The 14380-nt window shown below is 69.5% G+C and carries 17 protein-coding genes and 1 pseudogene; 1 reads left to right on the forward strand and 17 read right to left on the reverse strand.

What is annotated here, in order from left to right; genetic code table 11:
• Positions 1-418: 418 nt before the first annotated feature.
• The 3 genes from AOK08_RS28405 to AOK08_RS28415 form a co-directional block, all read right to left on the reverse strand.
• Positions 419-703: a hypothetical protein gene (locus AOK08_RS28405; RefSeq protein WP_055531317.1), complete on the reverse strand. Its 285-nt coding sequence runs from the start codon at positions 701-703 to the stop codon at positions 419-421.
• Between the two features lie 109 nt (positions 704-812).
• On the reverse strand, positions 813-1277 hold the full coding sequence (locus AOK08_RS28410) for a hypothetical protein (RefSeq protein WP_055531319.1): 465 nt from the start codon (positions 1275-1277) through the stop codon (positions 813-815).
• Positions 1278-1663: 386 nt separating this feature from the next.
• Positions 1664-2437, reverse strand: coding sequence for a glycosyltransferase family 2 protein (locus AOK08_RS28415; RefSeq protein ID WP_055531321.1), 774 nt, complete (start codon positions 2435-2437; stop codon positions 1664-1666).
• 230 nt (positions 2438-2667) lie between these two features.
• Here AOK08_RS28415 and AOK08_RS44965 point away from each other — a divergent pair, with 230 nt between their 5' ends.
• The gene (locus AOK08_RS44965) at positions 2668-3135 is read left to right on the forward strand and encodes a hypothetical protein (RefSeq protein ID WP_157876838.1); all 468 of its coding nucleotides are present in this window, start codon (positions 2668-2670) and stop codon (positions 3133-3135) included.
• A gap of 146 nt (positions 3136-3281) precedes the next feature.
• On the opposite strand, the gene AOK08_RS28420 is transcribed toward AOK08_RS44965, so the two are convergent.
• The 14 genes and pseudogenes from AOK08_RS28420 to AOK08_RS28485 form a co-directional block, all read right to left on the reverse strand.
• The gene (locus tag AOK08_RS28420) at positions 3282-3461 is read right to left on the reverse strand and encodes a hypothetical protein (protein ID WP_055531323.1); all 180 of its coding nucleotides are present in this window, start codon (positions 3459-3461) and stop codon (positions 3282-3284) included.
• A 106-nt stretch (positions 3462-3567) separates the two neighbouring features.
• Complete coding sequence (locus AOK08_RS28425; RefSeq protein WP_055531325.1) at positions 3568-3849, reverse strand: hypothetical protein; 282 nt, start codon at positions 3847-3849, stop codon at positions 3568-3570.
• A 100-nt stretch (positions 3850-3949) separates the two neighbouring features.
• Entirely contained in the window at positions 3950-4618 is a 669-nt protein-coding gene (locus AOK08_RS28430; RefSeq protein ID WP_055531326.1) for a GNAT family N-acetyltransferase, read from the reverse strand.
• A 161-nt stretch (positions 4619-4779) separates the two neighbouring features.
• Entirely contained in the window at positions 4780-5703 is a 924-nt protein-coding gene (locus tag AOK08_RS28435; protein ID WP_055531328.1) for an SRA domain-containing endonuclease, read from the reverse strand.
• Between the two features lie 149 nt (positions 5704-5852).
• On the reverse strand, positions 5853-7163 hold the full coding sequence (locus AOK08_RS28440; RefSeq protein WP_055531330.1) for an Eco57I restriction-modification methylase domain-containing protein: 1311 nt from the start codon (positions 7161-7163) through the stop codon (positions 5853-5855).
• A 32-nt stretch (positions 7164-7195) separates the two neighbouring features.
• Entirely contained in the window at positions 7196-8560 is a 1365-nt protein-coding gene (locus AOK08_RS28445) for a hypothetical protein (protein ID WP_241827118.1), read from the reverse strand.
• A 72-nt stretch (positions 8561-8632) separates the two neighbouring features.
• Positions 8633-9010, reverse strand: coding sequence for a hypothetical protein (locus tag AOK08_RS28450; protein ID WP_055531332.1), 378 nt, complete (start codon positions 9008-9010; stop codon positions 8633-8635).
• Positions 9007-9990 carry a hypothetical protein gene (locus AOK08_RS28455; RefSeq protein WP_055531334.1) on the reverse strand — a complete coding sequence of 328 codons (984 nt, stop codon included), beginning with the start codon at positions 9988-9990 and terminating at the stop codon, positions 9007-9009. Before AOK08_RS28455 ends, AOK08_RS28450 begins: the two co-directional genes overlap by 4 nt.
• 93 nt (positions 9991-10083) lie before the next feature.
• A complete protein-coding gene (locus AOK08_RS28460; RefSeq protein ID WP_055531336.1) occupies positions 10084-10692 on the reverse strand; it encodes a hypothetical protein in 609 nt (202 codons plus the stop codon).
• Positions 10689-11153: a hypothetical protein gene (locus AOK08_RS28465; RefSeq protein ID WP_055531338.1), complete on the reverse strand. Its 465-nt coding sequence runs from the start codon at positions 11151-11153 to the stop codon at positions 10689-10691. Before AOK08_RS28465 ends, AOK08_RS28460 begins: the two co-directional genes overlap by 4 nt.
• Positions 11150-12073, reverse strand: coding sequence for a hypothetical protein (locus AOK08_RS28470; protein WP_055531340.1), 924 nt, complete (start codon positions 12071-12073; stop codon positions 11150-11152). The genes AOK08_RS28465 and AOK08_RS28470 overlap by 4 nt, the downstream gene beginning before the upstream one ends.
• Before the next feature lie 33 nt (positions 12074-12106).
• Positions 12107-12934: a hypothetical protein gene (locus tag AOK08_RS28475; RefSeq protein WP_055531341.1), complete on the reverse strand. Its 828-nt coding sequence runs from the start codon at positions 12932-12934 to the stop codon at positions 12107-12109.
• Between the two features lie 96 nt (positions 12935-13030).
• Positions 13031-13399 (reverse strand): annotated as a pseudogene (locus AOK08_RS28480) (HU family DNA-binding protein); the annotation flags it as partial.
• Positions 13400-13473: 74 nt separating this feature from the next.
• Complete coding sequence (locus tag AOK08_RS28485) at positions 13474-14250, reverse strand: RNA ligase family protein (protein WP_055531343.1); 777 nt, start codon at positions 14248-14250, stop codon at positions 13474-13476.
• Positions 14251-14380 lie beyond the last annotated feature (130 nt).

A 14380-nucleotide genomic window follows, 5' to 3' on the forward strand; every position in this document is an offset into this window, starting at 1 on the left:
GCCCCCGGCGACTTGATGGGCCACAGTGCCAGGGCTGCGACGATCCCTGCGGGGACGTCCAGCTGGCTACCCCCGGCACGGTGCCAGGCGTCGGCCACCGCCTCCCCGAACACAGCTCCGGAACTACGGACGGTGGGGAACGGGGGGCACTGACTGGTCCCGGCGTGCCGTGCACAGGCCGGATCGTTACATGCCTCCGGACCGCGGGTGACGGCCTCGGCGAGAGCTTCGCCGACTCGTGTGGAGATGTGGGCGCTGCTGGACATGTGACTTCCTCAAAAGCGGCAGCCGCAGAGGGCGGGAGGACCGTGGAGGCCGGGGCGCCAACGCTCCCGGTGCCCGCGGGACAGACACCCGCGGGGGCCGGGGCGCCAACGCTCCCGGTGCCCGCGGGACAGACACCCGCGGGCAGACAAGATCAGGCGCCGAGTCCGCGGTCCGTACGTGCCGTGTACTTCGCGCACGCGGGCGTGTCGTCGCGGAGGTCGGGTCCGCGCAGCCCGCGGCTGCCGCGGGGAAGGAGACTGCACTTGAGGCGCTCGCGCGGCTCCTTGCCTTCACCGAGCTGCTTGAGGACGCTGTGCGCGCACCCGCCGCAGACTGCCAGGGGAACTTGGGTGGCCGGGTGTATGCCGTTGTCGAGGAACTGGCGTATCGAGCCGCGGCCCGATCGGGCCGGTGCGGGGATGCGCATGCTGGTCATGAGGAGGAAATCCTTCCGAACGAGCGAGTGAGGCAGCGGGCGATGCAGTGCGGTGAGATGTGCGGCGCCGGGCCGGTTGGGGCCGTCGGGCACGGGTGGGCCGGTGCGTTTACCGGGCCTTCTGGCTCTCGACCCGGTCCGCCGACCTGGCCGCGCGGGTGATCTCGGCGAAGTCGAAGCCGATCTCCTCGGCGTAGGAGCGCAGATCGGTCAGCAGCTGGGTCAGCGCCGCCGAGAAGGTGAGGTGCGTGTCCGTGGCCGTGTGTACGCGCACGGCCACGGCGGCGTCGCTGGCGTGTACGTACACGTCGAAGGCGTGGTCGGCGGACTCCGTGTCATCGGTGTTGGCGATCGGGCGCACCGACGGCGCGAGGTTGGGCATGGCGCACAGGGGCCGTTCGTCCAGTCGCGCGCCCGTGTCACCGGCGAGGCAGCGGTCCATGTCGCTGCGCATGTAGCGGGCCAGGTGCTTCAGGTCGCACGTGAGATCCACCAGGGTCAGCCAGGCGTCGCCCGAGCGCTTGCGGTAGGACATCAGGGCAGCGGCAACATCGGAGTACGCGAGTACGGGCATGGAGAGTTCTCCTGAGGCGGGAGGTAGGGCGGGGGGCGAGATTCACCGCCGCTCGATGCATCTACAGTACCCGTAATGATCGAGATATGCAACGCATGTGATTCCGGCTCGCTCGACCCCATGACCCCGTGGCAGCCCGCAGGACGCTCCGGGCAAGGGCGTTGGCAAACAGCAGAAGAGCAAAGGATGCCCGTGCGGCGCCTGACGCCGTCAAACCGTGCCTCTGCTGGTCGACGCGGCGTACAGCTACGGGAGGTTCCTCGATCCGTATCGTGAACCCGCACCGCTGGGTCCACTGCCGCGAACTACTCGGCCGCGGCCAGCACGACGATGCCCCCGAAGATCCGCGCTTGCTGCTTCAGGTTCCTGCGCGACACGGGAGCAGGCTAGATCCGCGATTTACGCAGCGAATGCCATGCGGCGCCGGCCAGTGCCCGCGCCGACCGGTGCACCGGCAGCTGTTCGTGCTCGCGGTACAGCGCCCAATTGAACGGGACGAGAGACAATTTGTTGGAGGACAGTGATCCAGCGCGGCCGGACCTGTACACCGCCAGCGGTTCGGGAAGGCCGCGGGCGGGAGCGCCATCACGCATGATGCTCAACCACAGGGCGTAGTCCTGCCGTTTGGGCATCTCCGGCATCAGCCGGGTGCCGAGGACATTGCGGTCGTACATGGCGGTCAGCGCGCCGATGTGGTCCTGGACCAGCATCGCGCCGTAGTCCACGTGCTCTCGTGCCCGGACCACGCGCCCGTTCGGGGTGAAGTCGGTGCCCTCACCGGTGTACTCGGCGTCCACCTTGTAGTAAGAGGTGAACGTCAAGGGCGCGCCAGCCGTCGCCGCGAAGGCGATCTGCCGCTCCAGCTTTTCCGGGAGCCACATGTCGTCGCTGTCCAGGAAGGCGACGTAGTCCCCACCGGCACGTTCCATGGCGAGGTTGCGTGCCCGGCCCGCACCGCCCCGCTCGGGTGCCGCTCGCGGCAGGACACGCTCGTCCTGCCGGGCGAACTCCATGAGCAGGTCCATGGAGTCATCGGACGACGCGTCGTCGGTGACCAGAAGCTCCAGGTCAGTGTGGGTCTGGGCAAGCACCGACCGAATCGAGGCGCCGAGCGTGGCCGCCGAGTCGTGTACCGGCATCACCACAGAAACCACGGGCACAGCGCTGCTCCTACCCAGTTCGAGTCGTCATGGACGTTGTCGCTGGCCAAGGCTACGCGGGACTGCCTCTCGCCGTACGCGCCGCCCGAGGTCGTTGGACTGCCGCCGCAGGTCAGGGATCGGTTTGCGTTTGCCCACCGGCAAGAACGGCTCCACCGGCTCTCACTCGGCATCCAAGGATCACCACGCGCTACCCCCGACACCCATCAGGCCGAGGCTGCCGCGCACCAGTGAATCCGAAGAGCAGTGATCCGAACCCGAACCCGGGCTGTGGCTCACCTGTCCCTGTCGACGAGGGCGCAGTTGTGGAACCCGTCGTTGGTGACCGCGTGCTGCGGTCCGTCCGTGTCGGTGTCCGGGACGGGGTTGCCACGGAACTGCAGGGCGTCGCCCAGGTTGAGAGGGGCGTCCGGGTCACCGCTGAGCCACTCGTAGACACCTGCGTCGTAGTAGTAGGTGGTGCCGTCCTGGAAGTAGAACTCGGTGGTCTCCCGGTACCACCCCTCGTAGAGAAGGGACCACCGGCATACGAGCCTCTGGCCGCAGACGTCCCGGATGATGCCGAAGACGCGGTTGATGTCGTCGGCGGTGTATCCGTCCGAGAAGGCGCCGCGCAGTTCGGCGATCTCTTCCGGGTCCGTCGGGCGGGGAGAGGCCGGCTGGGACTGATTGATGGCGCAACTCCTATCACGTGCTGACTTTTCTCAGGTTCTTGGACAGCCGCCAATGACGTCCTCCCGGTCCTCGGGAGGCTCATGGGCCGCCGCTTCCATGGCCTCATCAGGGGCGCCGGAAGGGGAAGCCGTAAGCTACGTCGCTGTGGTTGACGGCGTCGACAGAACCGCTAGGCCCAACTCCCGGGATCCGCGCCGAGCACCAGCGGCGTCGACGTCACTCCGTCCTCGTGCCCGACGAACATCATGTCCGCAGGGCTGTCGAGCAGAATGTCGCAGGGGTCTCCTTCCGTGTCTCCCCTCCTCACTACAACCGTCAGAGTGACGTACTCGTTTCCTTCGCCGGCCACGGCTGCTCCTTACGCGATAGCACGCTGTACTTCGTTGCTTGGGCAGGGTCTGTACCGCGGCTTCGGTCCGACGGGCCGAAGCCGCGGAGTCGTAGGTGCCGGTGGCTCATGCCGGAGGAGATTGGCCGCCCTCGGCAGACGAACCCTCGCGGGGCTGGCGCGCCCCATCAGCCGCCGCCTTGCGGCGCGGCATAGTGAGCACAAAGGCCAGCAGAGCCACCATGGCGGCCCCGACCGCGCCGAGCGCCGCCCCCACGCTCCTCGGCTCGAACAACCACACGCTGCCCAGCGCGAGCGCGGCGCACGGTAGGCCGAAGAAGAGAGCCCACCGCGTCCAGGCGTGCCGTTCGGAGTGCTGTGTGCCGTCCACCCGCATCAATGTCTCCATTTCCTGTGCCGACGCCTCACCGGGGCGCCGGGTGGGCCGTCGCCGGATCCAGGCGGATCGACTGCTGCCCCAGCCGGATCCGATCCGATCAAGTAGCAGGTCAGATCCGCAACTGCTCGCCGTCGAAGTACGCGTCCTGTGGTACCCCGCTGCGCGGCAGGATGCCCGAGATGACGGGGGACGCCAAGCCGCGGACGGGGACGATCGCCGTGTACCGGTCCACCGGCTTTGCTGCCACCCGTGTATCGCCCCACCGCTGGCCCACGACGTACCCGTCTCCGACATGCACGTGCAGTGTGTCCATGGTGGTGAATCCGAGGCGGCGGTAGTACCCCTCCAGCGCCGGGAAGAAGTTCAGCGTCAGCAGTCCGTATCCGGCACGCGCGAATCGCCCGGCGGCATGCCGGATCAGCCCCGCCCCCACTCCGCCGCCACGGTGGTCCGGATGCACCGACACGGCGGAGACAATGCCGATCCGCGTTAGCAGACCCTCCACCAGATCGGGATGATCGAGGCCATCATGCTCGAAGAGCCAGGTCGGAGCCCCTCCCATCAGCGCGCCGACCGGATTGCCCGAGGCATCCTCGGCAAGGATGACAAGGCTCCTGAAATGAGACAGCGGACCAGCGGGAGGCTGGGCCAGCGTGAGCCGGGCGCCCTCGAAAGCCTCGGGGTCTTCGGGATTGGCCGCGGCCACGAGCTGCATCACGGCTTCGGTGTCCTGCCTGCCGGCATCGCGGATGCGGATGCCGGACAGGCGGGTGCGCAAAGGTTTCAAGGAAAGGCTCCCAGAGGTCCCGGAGGCGCTGCGCCTCGGTTCACGGGTGACAAGAGAGAGGCCGACGGGCGGCGAGTTGGCCCGGGCGATCTGCAATCATACTACATTGAAATATCGAGATATGCAACGCCATGCTATTGGGTGCCCATCGGTCATTCGCCCGTTGAGGCGGGCTCCACCCGGGTGAAGCCGCCCTCGCCGTCACGGCATACAAGGGTGATGTCGTTACTCGCACACAGGTCGACCAGGTCGGGGTGCGGCATCGACGGAGCGAGCATGACGCGGCGCGGGGTGGGGTCGAAGAACCTGCGCATGTCCAGCAGTTCACCGAACGCGGCCAGCACGCGCGCCCGCGCGACGCTTCCTGTGCAGGCGACGAGTTCGTTGGCGGTGTGGTCGAGAAGGTCCACGGGTAGCGGGAGGAGCGTGCGGGCGGGTGTGACCGCATAACGGCGGATGTCGTGTCCTGTCTGGGTCAGGTAGCTGCTGTAGTCCTTCAGGAGCCGTTCGGCTTCCTGCTCGGCAGGGGTGAGCTTGCGTCCGCGCTCCTCGCCCGGCCGGGGGCGGAACGGGACGGCGAGGTCGTGCTCACGGACGGCCGTGTGCGCGAGGAGCGGCTCGACGACCGGGACCCCACTCGGCGCCGGGGTGCCGTTTTCGGGGAGAAGCCTGAAGACGTAGCCGGTGCGCGGGGGGTGGGCCGGGCCGCCGATGACCGGCAGTTGCACCCGCACGTACGGGGTGTCCGGGTCGAGGCGGTAGGCGCCGAGGTAGCGCACCTGCGACCCGGGTGCTACGGCGAACAGGCGCAACGAGCGGCCGGAGAGGGCGTGTTCGGCGACGGCCCGGTTGCCCTGCCTGATCGACTGATCCCGGTCTCCCCTGCCCTCGCCCTGGAAGTGGAAGTGCTGGCCCGTCCACCCGTCGTACTGGCTGTCGTGGGTTCCGGGCGAACTGAACAGGCTGATCACCGTGGTGGTCTTGCTCGGACTGATGCGTCCGTTGAGACGGCCGCCGATGAGCGTGTGAAGGATGGGGCGGGCGATGCTGTCACCCGGCTGAAGAGGAAACGTCATGTGCAGTCCTGATGGCGCGTGAAAGGGATTCGAGGGGCGCTGAGGCGCGAGAGCCGGTGAACGGCGGCCCGGGCCGAAGCCGGTGACCGGATGGGCGCCGCCTCAGCAGAACAGGCTGGAACGTGCCAGGCCGTCCAGGGGGTCGCACACTACCCGTCATTATCGAGATGTGCAACATGTGCCTTGAGTCCCGCTTCGAAGTGTTCCAGAGCCAACCGGCTGTCGACGGCGTCTTCGATGGCACTCCACACGAGACCGCGTGCCGGGTCCTCCGGGATGCGGGGCTCCCCGAGGTTTCCGCGGATCACGGTGACCGTGTTCCCCACCGGCGGGCGGGCGCGGTGCATGAGGATGCAGGTCGGAGTCCCGTGCCCGGGGATGTAGACCCCCGAGGTGTCGATGATCCACCGGGCATCGAAGCGGGGAAGAAAATCTTCGACATAGCGGCGACCGAACTCCCTCTTCATGAAGGAGTTGGCGGTCAGCTGCGCCACGAAGCCGCCCGGCACGGCCAGGCGCTCCAGCATCAAGGCCGTGAACGGGAGGGCCAGGGAGTACTTGCCGCTCGCCACCTGCGGGTAGGCGGCACGGACCCGGTCGCGGACGGCGGCGTCCTTCGGCGTGATGTACGGCGGGTTCGCCACACACGCGTGATAGGCGCCGGCGCGCAGCAGCGGCTCGTGGACATCCAGCAGGGAGTCGGCCGCCGTGACGTTGATCGGCCAGGAGGCCGGGACGCGGTCCAGCCGGGTGCCCAGGACCGTGGCGGCGCTCGCCAGGAGCCGGTAGGAGGTCAGCACGGCGGCGTACGCGTCCAGATCAACACCCGCGACCGCGGCCAGAGCCCGTTCCACGGCCAGGTCCTCACGGGCGGACCGTGCGTGGCGCCGTCCGCGGACCGGCGGGACGCGCACCGCGTGGAAGGCGGCAAGAACGATGTGGCCCGTCCCGCAGGCGGGGTCGATCATCCGGACGTCGGCCGGCCCCCACTCGTCCATCGCCGGTTCCAGGGACAGCCGCAGCAGCAGCCGGGCGATCCACGGCGGCGTCTGGCATAGGGCCCGGCCCTTGCGGGCCTCCTCGTTGAGCAACTGGTAGGTGTCGCCGAGCGCGTAGCCGTCGATCCGCAGGCCGTCCTCCAGGACGGGATGCCGGTCCCAGAACTGTTCGATTCGGGCCCAGGCCGTGTCGCTGAGCGGCTGCGACCACACCGGCAGTACGTCCGGGTCGGCGAGCGGCGCGAGGGCGGGGTGGCAGGACGCGAGAAGCTCAAGGAACTTCAGCAGGCCGTCCGGCCCTGGCGGCGGCGAACTGGCCGTGAGCAGCCCATGGTTGTGGGCGTGGCGGGCAAGGCCCGCCGCGTGAATCCACAGGGCGGCGGCACGGCGCTCGCCGGTGTCCCGGGTGACCGCCGCTGTGACCTTGTCGTACGCGGCCGGGGACAGGGTGCGGTTGTTCATGTCTCCTCGCAGGGGAATGCCTCATCGGCGGGCTACTGGCCTCCGGTCATGCCGGACCACACGGTGGCGAAGCTGTCGCGCGCCTTGTCCTGGACGCCGGCCGGGGCGGTCACGTAGAAGTCCTCGACCGTGCCGTAGGTCTTGCTGTCGGGACGGGTGTGAGTGCGGACGCGGTCGACCCCGAGGCCGTGGGCGGTGGAGTGCTCGACGCGACGGTTCAGAGCCACCGCGGCGTTGCGCAGGAAGGCGCTGGCCTCGGCGCGGCTCCCGGTGCGTACGGTCTTCACCGACCGGTAGACGGTGCCCTTGATGCCGCTGTCGCGGCACCCGGGCTTCGCGCAGCGATCGCCGTGCGCCGTGTGGCACTCGGGCCGGCGCCCGGCGGTGTAGGCCCGCTGCACCCGGTAGACCGCCCAGTCCTCCTCGTCGAGGCGCGCCCCGAACTGGCCGAGCGCGTCGGTGTTCTGGTCCGCCGTGACCCGCCGGAAGAGGGTGTCGTCCTTGTACAGCGAGCTGTTGTCGTTGAGCGCCATGGACACGTACTCCAGCCGGAGCACGCGGGCGGCGAGATCGGGGTACTTCCGCAGCCGTTTCAAGTGGTCCGGCTGCGGCGAACACACACCAGAAAACGGACAAACAGGGCAGTAGGACTTGGCCATGGCCACGCCGGTGCGCTCCTGGACGTAGCCCTGCACCGCCTCCCTGTCCCAGCCGAGGCGGATCAGCGGGTAGTCGAGGGCGAAGGTCCGGGCTCCGGCCTTCTTGTCACGGCGCGCCTGGTGCTTGTTCGCCTCAGCCGCCCGCCTGAACTCGTCGGCGTTGTAGCCGAAGAGCTTGCCCACGGTCTGGCCACCCGCCTGGCTGCGCTGGAAGCTGTCGATCGGGAAGCCCTTGAACTTGATGCTGCACCGGTGCCCGCCTGAATACTGCGGGACCGTGCCGTTGGCCTCCATCTCGTCCATGAGAGTCCACTGGCCCCGGCTAAATACCCGGCCAGGCGTCGTAGTGTCAGAGAGGACCTGGACCCCGGCCTCCTCCAGGTGCCCGGCCCGGGCGACCTGCGCATACCGAACGCCCTTCGCGCGCAACCTGGGCAGCACGTGGTCCTGGACGGCCGCGATCGTGTCGGGAAACTCAAATCCGGTCAGAGCCGTCACCACGGAAAAATCGGAGAAGTCCTCGGCAATGCCGAAACTCACGGGATCGTCGAGGATCGCCAGCAACAGGGCTGTCGAGTCCACGCCGAGGCCGTACGCGAGCGACTTGCGTGGCGCCGAGCGGAAGGCGGCCAGAGCGTCCGCGACGGCGGACGCGGTGTATACGCCGCCCGCTGGCGAGGAAGCCTCGGTGGTGGCGCCCTTGAGGGCGGGGGTGTCGAACAGGGTGAGAGAAGTCATCAGACGCGCCTGGGGGACGGATCGAGGGGCGGGCCACGGCGTGGCCCGCCCGCACCGGATCGGGTTGGGTGGTCAGGGCTTTGGCGGAACGGCGCGGGCGTCGATGCCCGCATGAGTGAGGTAGGGGCGGTACTTGGGGCCGCTGCGGCCGTCGTCGCCGTCGGTGGGATGGACGGCGCCGTCGACTCCGCCGGCCCCGATGGCGCGCTGGGAGTCGTTGAGCACCGCCCGGCGCCCTGCACCGGTGATGAGGTAGGGCCCGCCGCCTTCGTCGTCCTGAGCGGTGCTTGCGGGCAGGACATAGCCATCGGCATCGTTGCGGTAGACCAGGCCCTGGTCCAGATAGGCCTGGAGCGTCGGCCGCCGCACTCCCTCCGGAAGCCGGCCCTCGGGGTGTGCGCTCGCGGCACGGAGGTGGTGAGGGGCTGGAGGCGACAGCTGCTCGCTCATCGCGGCCCCTCCAGCGCGAGAACCGAGTCCGGCACCAGGGAGATCTCCTGCGGGCCGGACGTGGAAGGCTGCGGGACGCGGCAGCCGCCGGGCCCTTCGCAGCACGTCGCCGCACGGGGATTGGGCCACCGGCACGTCGGACAGCGCCACATGAGGCCCGCCGCGACCGCCGCCTCGCAGATCGCATCCCTCTGGGCGGAATTCGAGCTGGCCAGCAATGCCTCCAGCACCGTCGGATGCGGCGCGGCCATCTGGCTGTCGTCGAGCACGACGGTGTCCTCGACCACCACGCGCAGCGGGACGGTGCCGTCCGGACGGACGATGCGCTCGGGGTTGGCGCTGTCGAGGTGCACCGAGACCTGCACCGCGCCGTCCTCGGCGTCCAGGTAGGTAAAGGTGAACACTCCGGCCACTTCGGTGCATGAGGGACCGTCCTCATCCGCCGGGTGGAAGACCGTGGCACGGTTGAGGGCAGCGGCCTCGGCGGCGTCGGGGAACGCGAAGTCCAGCGGCACGACCCGCGAGCGCCGGGGCCCGGTGATCTCCTCGGCGAACAGGTCGTAGCCCTCGTCGGGCCGGTCGCCGCGGCCCGGACCGTAGTAGCAGTCCACAGCCTCGGCGTTGTCGGCCGGCGGCTGTTCGGGCACGCCGTCTGTGCCGTAGAGGTTGTCCCAGTTGCCGCGCACGTAGTCGGCGAGCTCGGCGAGCGCCGTCGCTTCGGTGGCGTAGGGAGAGGTGGAGTCCTCGTGACGGTTCCAGATGCGCAGCATCCAGACCTCCTCGCGCGGACGGGGGGCGAGAAGGGCGGAGACGGCCGGGGCGGGACGCCCAGTGGCCTCCGCGAGCAGGACGGCGCGGGCCCGGGCGGCGAGGTCGCGGTAGGACCTGGACAGGTCAGCAGCGGCCGGGGAGTCGGCCAGGGTTCCGGCGATCCGGACCAGAGACTCGATGTCGGAGGGGCTGAAGCATGCAGCGATCATGGTGTCCTCGTCAGTGACAGAGGCCCGGCGGGTGCGGCGGACGGCCACCGGGCGGATGAGGCGCCGCCGGGCACTGCCCGGGCGCGGGGGAGGTCAAAGGCCCAGCACGGCCTGGAGGTCCGCGAGAAGCTGGAGGGCGCGCTCACGTTCGGGCGAGACACGGACCTGGCGGATACGGAGCGGCTTGGAGGGGAGCTCGATCCCCAGCACCGACCCTCCGGTATCGCGGCGGAGCTCGTACGCATCCAGCGGCAGCATCCAGGCGTCCCAGTCGTCGGCCTTGCTGCCCGCGCGTCTGCGGCCCTCGTCGTTCAGCTCGGTGACCGGACAGGAGCAGTCGGGGTCCTCGCACTTCCGACCAGCCGGATGCCCGGCGATGACCCCGGACCTGCGGTAGGTGGCGGCGGCCCCGTTGAGCATGGGACAGGCAGCCTCGGAATAGACCAGGCACTGAGGGTGCAACCCGGGCTCTGGGGAGTACCCGACACCGACGTCCTGAGGGCGAACCAGCACGTACAGGCGCTCGCTCAGCGGACGTTCGCAGATCTGGCACAGGCCGCGTTCGAAGGCGACCGCCCGCTTGACCGGGTCGACACCGCCGAAGACGACCACACCGTTGTGCTCGAAGGACACGTACGGGACGACGAGACCACCGTGCCGGGGCCGGTGGGCGCACGACACCGGCACCGCGGGCGCGCTCACCGCCCCTCACGCGCGGAACGCCCGTACTCGTCGGCCGAGAGCGTGGTCTCGAACAGGTCCCACGCCAGTCCGATGTCCGTGTTGTCGGGGTCGACGCCGAAGACCGGCAGCGCTTCGCGGATCAGCCGGTCACCTTCCTGGTAGGTGCGCTGGATCTCCTCCGCCCACAGCCAGTAGCTCATCAGGGCTCGTCTCCGCGTGGAGCGGTCGCTCATGGCGTCCGGGTTCCACGTGAGGTGACCGGTGTCGTCGGCCAGGGCGAGCGCCCCCTTGAGAGTGCTGTCGCCGTCTTGCGAGCGGAACATCACGGCGGCGAGCCACCTGTGATGCTCGGGCAGATCCTCGGTGGGCAGCCAGCCGAAGAGCGTGGTTTCCGCGTACTGGGTAGGGGAGGAGCGGGGGAAGTAGTTGAGGACGCGGGGGTCGAGCGCTTCGGCGTACTTCTCGGCGTAGTCGGTCATCGGCGGTTTCCCTGAGGCGGCGGTGGGTGCCCGGCCGGACGTGGGTGCGAAGGCACCTGGTGCGGGAGGGGCTGAACGTGTGGGGGACCGGAGACAGTTCGGGGCCGGGCTTGCGTGGCGGCCCTTCCGGATGCAATTACAGTACACTTTATTATCGAGATATGCAACATTCCTGGATGGTCATCCAGAGACTGACCAGCGCCCGGGGTGACGCGCCACGACGGCGACAGCATCGCAACGCAGAGCTCTCGAATACCCCCGCGTTCCCACAGTGCCCAGGTCTGGGGCAGAGAGGCCGGCCACCACTGCACGGTCACCGCCTCCTGGGCAACGTCGACCGCGACGCCGTATCCCTCGTCCCGGCTCCAGTCGGCCATCACCACATGCGGGGCCAGGGCCTCAACGACCTGTTCGTGAAGGCGGATTGCCTCTTCCTTGGCGTTGCGGGCAGTCACCTGGATGGCTCGCGCCTCGACCGCGCTCACAGGCCGGTAGACGGTGCTGGCGCCGTCGGCCTCGGCGATGACGAGGGCGCCGCCCCGCGCCGGGAGCGCGCGTTCGCGGCCGGCTGCCACGCAGTGGCGGAGCAATTGGCCGCCGGAGACAACACTGTCGTGTCTCCCGCCGGGCACGGCCGACGCCCGGTAGTGCTCGTGCTGGACCAGACCCACGGCGTGGCGGACGTTCAGCATGCTGCGGGCGAGCTCGCGGGCGCCTGGCTGGCCGTGGACGGTGTAGCGGACGAGCCGGCTGTGGATCTGCACGGCTTCCTGGGCGCAGGGGCGGGTGAACTCGCTTCCGGTCACCTCGCGGACGATGAAGTCGATGACCTGCGGCAGGTACGTGGCGGCAAAGGACGCCCGGCGCAACAGCCGGAGTTCCAACTGGCCGTAGGAGCCGGGGGTGAGGGTGTCGCGCATGGGGGCATTCCGCTCTGGGGTGGCGAGTTGAAGTCAGGGGGTACCGGGGGAGTGCGTGCGGAGGTAGGCGGTCCAGGCGTCGTACTCGGCGGCAGTGCGGACGGGAACAGGGACGATGGGAGATCGCCCGAAGCACCTGTCGCATGGGCGGACGACGCCCGCCAGGCCGCGGACCTCGGCCCGCTGTGCCGGGATCGGGGTGCTGCACAGGGCCGTGTCTCCCGCCGCGGGCGGCGACAGCGTCAGGTGCAGGTGCGCGCCGTCGAGGACGGGAAGGATCCGAACGTCCTCGGCTCGGTCGGGCTCGGGACTGAAGTGGCGGGACAGGAACTCAACGACAAGGGCGTGCGCGGACTCGCGCCGGGCGCTGATTGTCCCGGTGCTGCGGGCCGGTTCGCCGACGGCTCGCAGAACGGGCCGAAGGCCTGCGGCCAGGCGTTCGGTGAGCACTTCCGTCTGCCTTCGGAACTCGGGCGTCTCTCCACGCGGGTCCGGGGCGCGCACCCCGGCCCAGATCCAGGCCGACGGCAGGAACTCGGCGAGGCCGCGGAGCAGGCCGTAGGAACTGCTGACGGCCCGGATGACGCAGTCCGTACGACCCGGGTGGGCGCAGGTTCTTTCCGGCGCCCGGCACATGCGCAGTTCGAAACGGACGCCGAGGGCGGTCGCCTGGGTGCGGACGATGCCGAGTCCCGCTTCGTCCCCGTCCGGCCAGGTCCGGAACCACCAGGCAGGCTCCCCGTCCAGCAGCGGGCCGGCTTCGTCACTGGGGCCGGCGCCCTGCGGTTCCGCTGCCCGGGCGTCCGGCAGGGTGCCGTGAGCCGAGACGACTCGACCGGCTTCGAGTACGAGGTAGGTCATGGGCGGCTTCCTGCCGTGGCCAGGCGCAACGAGCGCCCGGCCTTCTGCGTTCCGGCGTGCCGAGCGTCGTACGTCGGCGCCGGGCACGAGAGGTCAGGACGAGGTCTTCTTCTGGGTTGTGGCCGCGCCATCGTTCAGGCTTCCCTTGGGGGCCTTCTTGACGGAGACCCCGCCGCCCTTGGGGAGCTTCTTCGAGCCGCTGACCAGGTCCTTGAATCCCTGGCCGGGACGGAAGCGGGGTACCGAGGTCTTCTTGACCCGGACGCGCTCTCCGGTCTGGGGATTGCGGGCGTAGCGGGCGGGGCGGTCGACCTTCTCGAACGAACCGAACCCGGTGACCGAGACGCGGTCACCCGCGACCGTCGCGCGGACGATGGCGTCCAGGACCGCGTCGACCGCGTCGGTGGCCTGCTGCCGTCCGCCGAGACGGTCGGCGACCGCATCCACGAGCTGGGCCTTGTTCATGTCGTAACTCCTGTGTGTTGTTGAGGGGCGGGGCGGGGGCGCCGGCCGGGCGCCCCTCCGGGTCGGACTGGGTTTCAGAGGCCGGAGCGGCGCCGGAGGGTGTTCTCGTAGTCCTTCAGCCGAGCCTTGGCGATGACGGTGCGGTCCTCGGCGCGCAGCACGATGCCCTCGGGCCGGTGCCCCGCCTCGGCATCCAGGGCCACTCGGGTGGCCGGGAGCCGGGAGACGAGGAAGGCGTGCATCTCCTCGATACCGGTCGGCACTTGCGACGCCGGGATTGTGCCGAGCCGGGGGGTGAGGGCGATGCCCTGTCGCGCGGACACGGCCTGAAGTTCTTCCTCGGTGAAGAACGTCTGGCCGCCGTGCTCCCGCCAGCTGGAGGCCTCGGCCGGGGTACGGCTGAGGACGTCCCCGGGGACCATGGCCGCGTCGAACAGCCGGACGCCCACCTGATCCTGACCGGTGTACTGGCCGGAGTTCCGGCCGATCTTGCCGCCGTAGACCTCCAGGTAGAGCACGAGGACCTGAGTGCCGCCGCCGCCCGGCGTCCACAGCGCATCCGCGACGGGCCGAAGCGCCTCGACCACCCCATCCTTGGGGTTCGCGATCAAGTCGCCGCGAGCGTAGAGGAGTTCCTCGCGGGAGCAGATGACGTACTCGCCGTTCGAGAACACGACGATCCGGGTGCCGGCGCCGTCCACCTTCTCGGTGAGCAGCACATTCCCCTCGAAGACGGTGGCTTCCTCGACGAGCGTGCCCTGCTTCGGGCCACGCTCGTGGAACGTGAGGATCGAGGGGTATTTGGTGGCCGAGTTGAGCGACTCAAGATTGACGCTGCGCAAGTCAAGCATGGCTGTGCGGTCTCCAGTTCAGGGTGGCGCGGCCTCGCTGCGCGCGGCCGGAAGGGGTGCGGGGATGGCGGCCGACGACGGACGGACGGACGGGCGGCCTCATCAACCCAACTGCCATCAAGTTACACGA

Source organism: Streptomyces graminilatus, from assembly GCF_001418565.1.
Lineage (GTDB): Bacteria > Actinomycetota > Actinomycetes > Streptomycetales > Streptomycetaceae > Streptomyces > Streptomyces graminilatus.

What these genes read in the sequence shown, in the direction of transcription:
- AOK08_RS28405 (WP_055531317.1), bottom strand. Translation starts at nt 703, where the DNA reads ATGACCAGCATGCGCATCCCCGCACCGGCCCGATCGGGCCGCGGCTCG.
- AOK08_RS28410 (WP_055531319.1), bottom strand. Translation starts at nt 1,277, where the DNA reads ATGCCCGTACTCGCGTACTCCGATGTTGCCGCTGCCCTGATGTCCTAC.
- AOK08_RS28425 (WP_055531325.1), bottom strand. Translation starts at nt 3,849, where the DNA reads ATGGAGACATTGATGCGGGTGGACGGCACACAGCACTCCGAACGGCAC.
- AOK08_RS28435 (WP_055531328.1), bottom strand. Translation starts at nt 5,703, where the DNA reads ATGACGTTTCCTCTTCAGCCGGGTGACAGCATCGCCCGCCCCATCCTT.
- AOK08_RS28440 (WP_055531330.1), bottom strand. Translation starts at nt 7,163, where the DNA reads ATGAACAACCGCACCCTGTCCCCGGCCGCGTACGACAAGGTCACAGCG.
- AOK08_RS28445 (WP_241827118.1), bottom strand. Translation starts at nt 8,560, where the DNA reads ATGACTTCTCTCACCCTGTTCGACACCCCCGCCCTCAAGGGCGCCACC.
- AOK08_RS28450 (WP_055531332.1), bottom strand. Translation starts at nt 9,010, where the DNA reads ATGAGCGAGCAGCTGTCGCCTCCAGCCCCTCACCACCTCCGTGCCGCG.
- AOK08_RS28455 (WP_055531334.1), bottom strand. Translation starts at nt 9,990, where the DNA reads ATGATCGCTGCATGCTTCAGCCCCTCCGACATCGAGTCTCTGGTCCGG.
- AOK08_RS28465 (WP_055531338.1), bottom strand. Translation starts at nt 11,153, where the DNA reads ATGACCGACTACGCCGAGAAGTACGCCGAAGCGCTCGACCCCCGCGTC.
- AOK08_RS28470 (WP_055531340.1), bottom strand. Translation starts at nt 12,073, where the DNA reads ATGCGCGACACCCTCACCCCCGGCTCCTACGGCCAGTTGGAACTCCGG.
- AOK08_RS28475 (WP_055531341.1), bottom strand. Translation starts at nt 12,934, where the DNA reads ATGACCTACCTCGTACTCGAAGCCGGTCGAGTCGTCTCGGCTCACGGC.
- AOK08_RS28485 (WP_055531343.1), bottom strand. Translation starts at nt 14,250, where the DNA reads ATGCTTGACTTGCGCAGCGTCAATCTTGAGTCGCTCAACTCGGCCACC.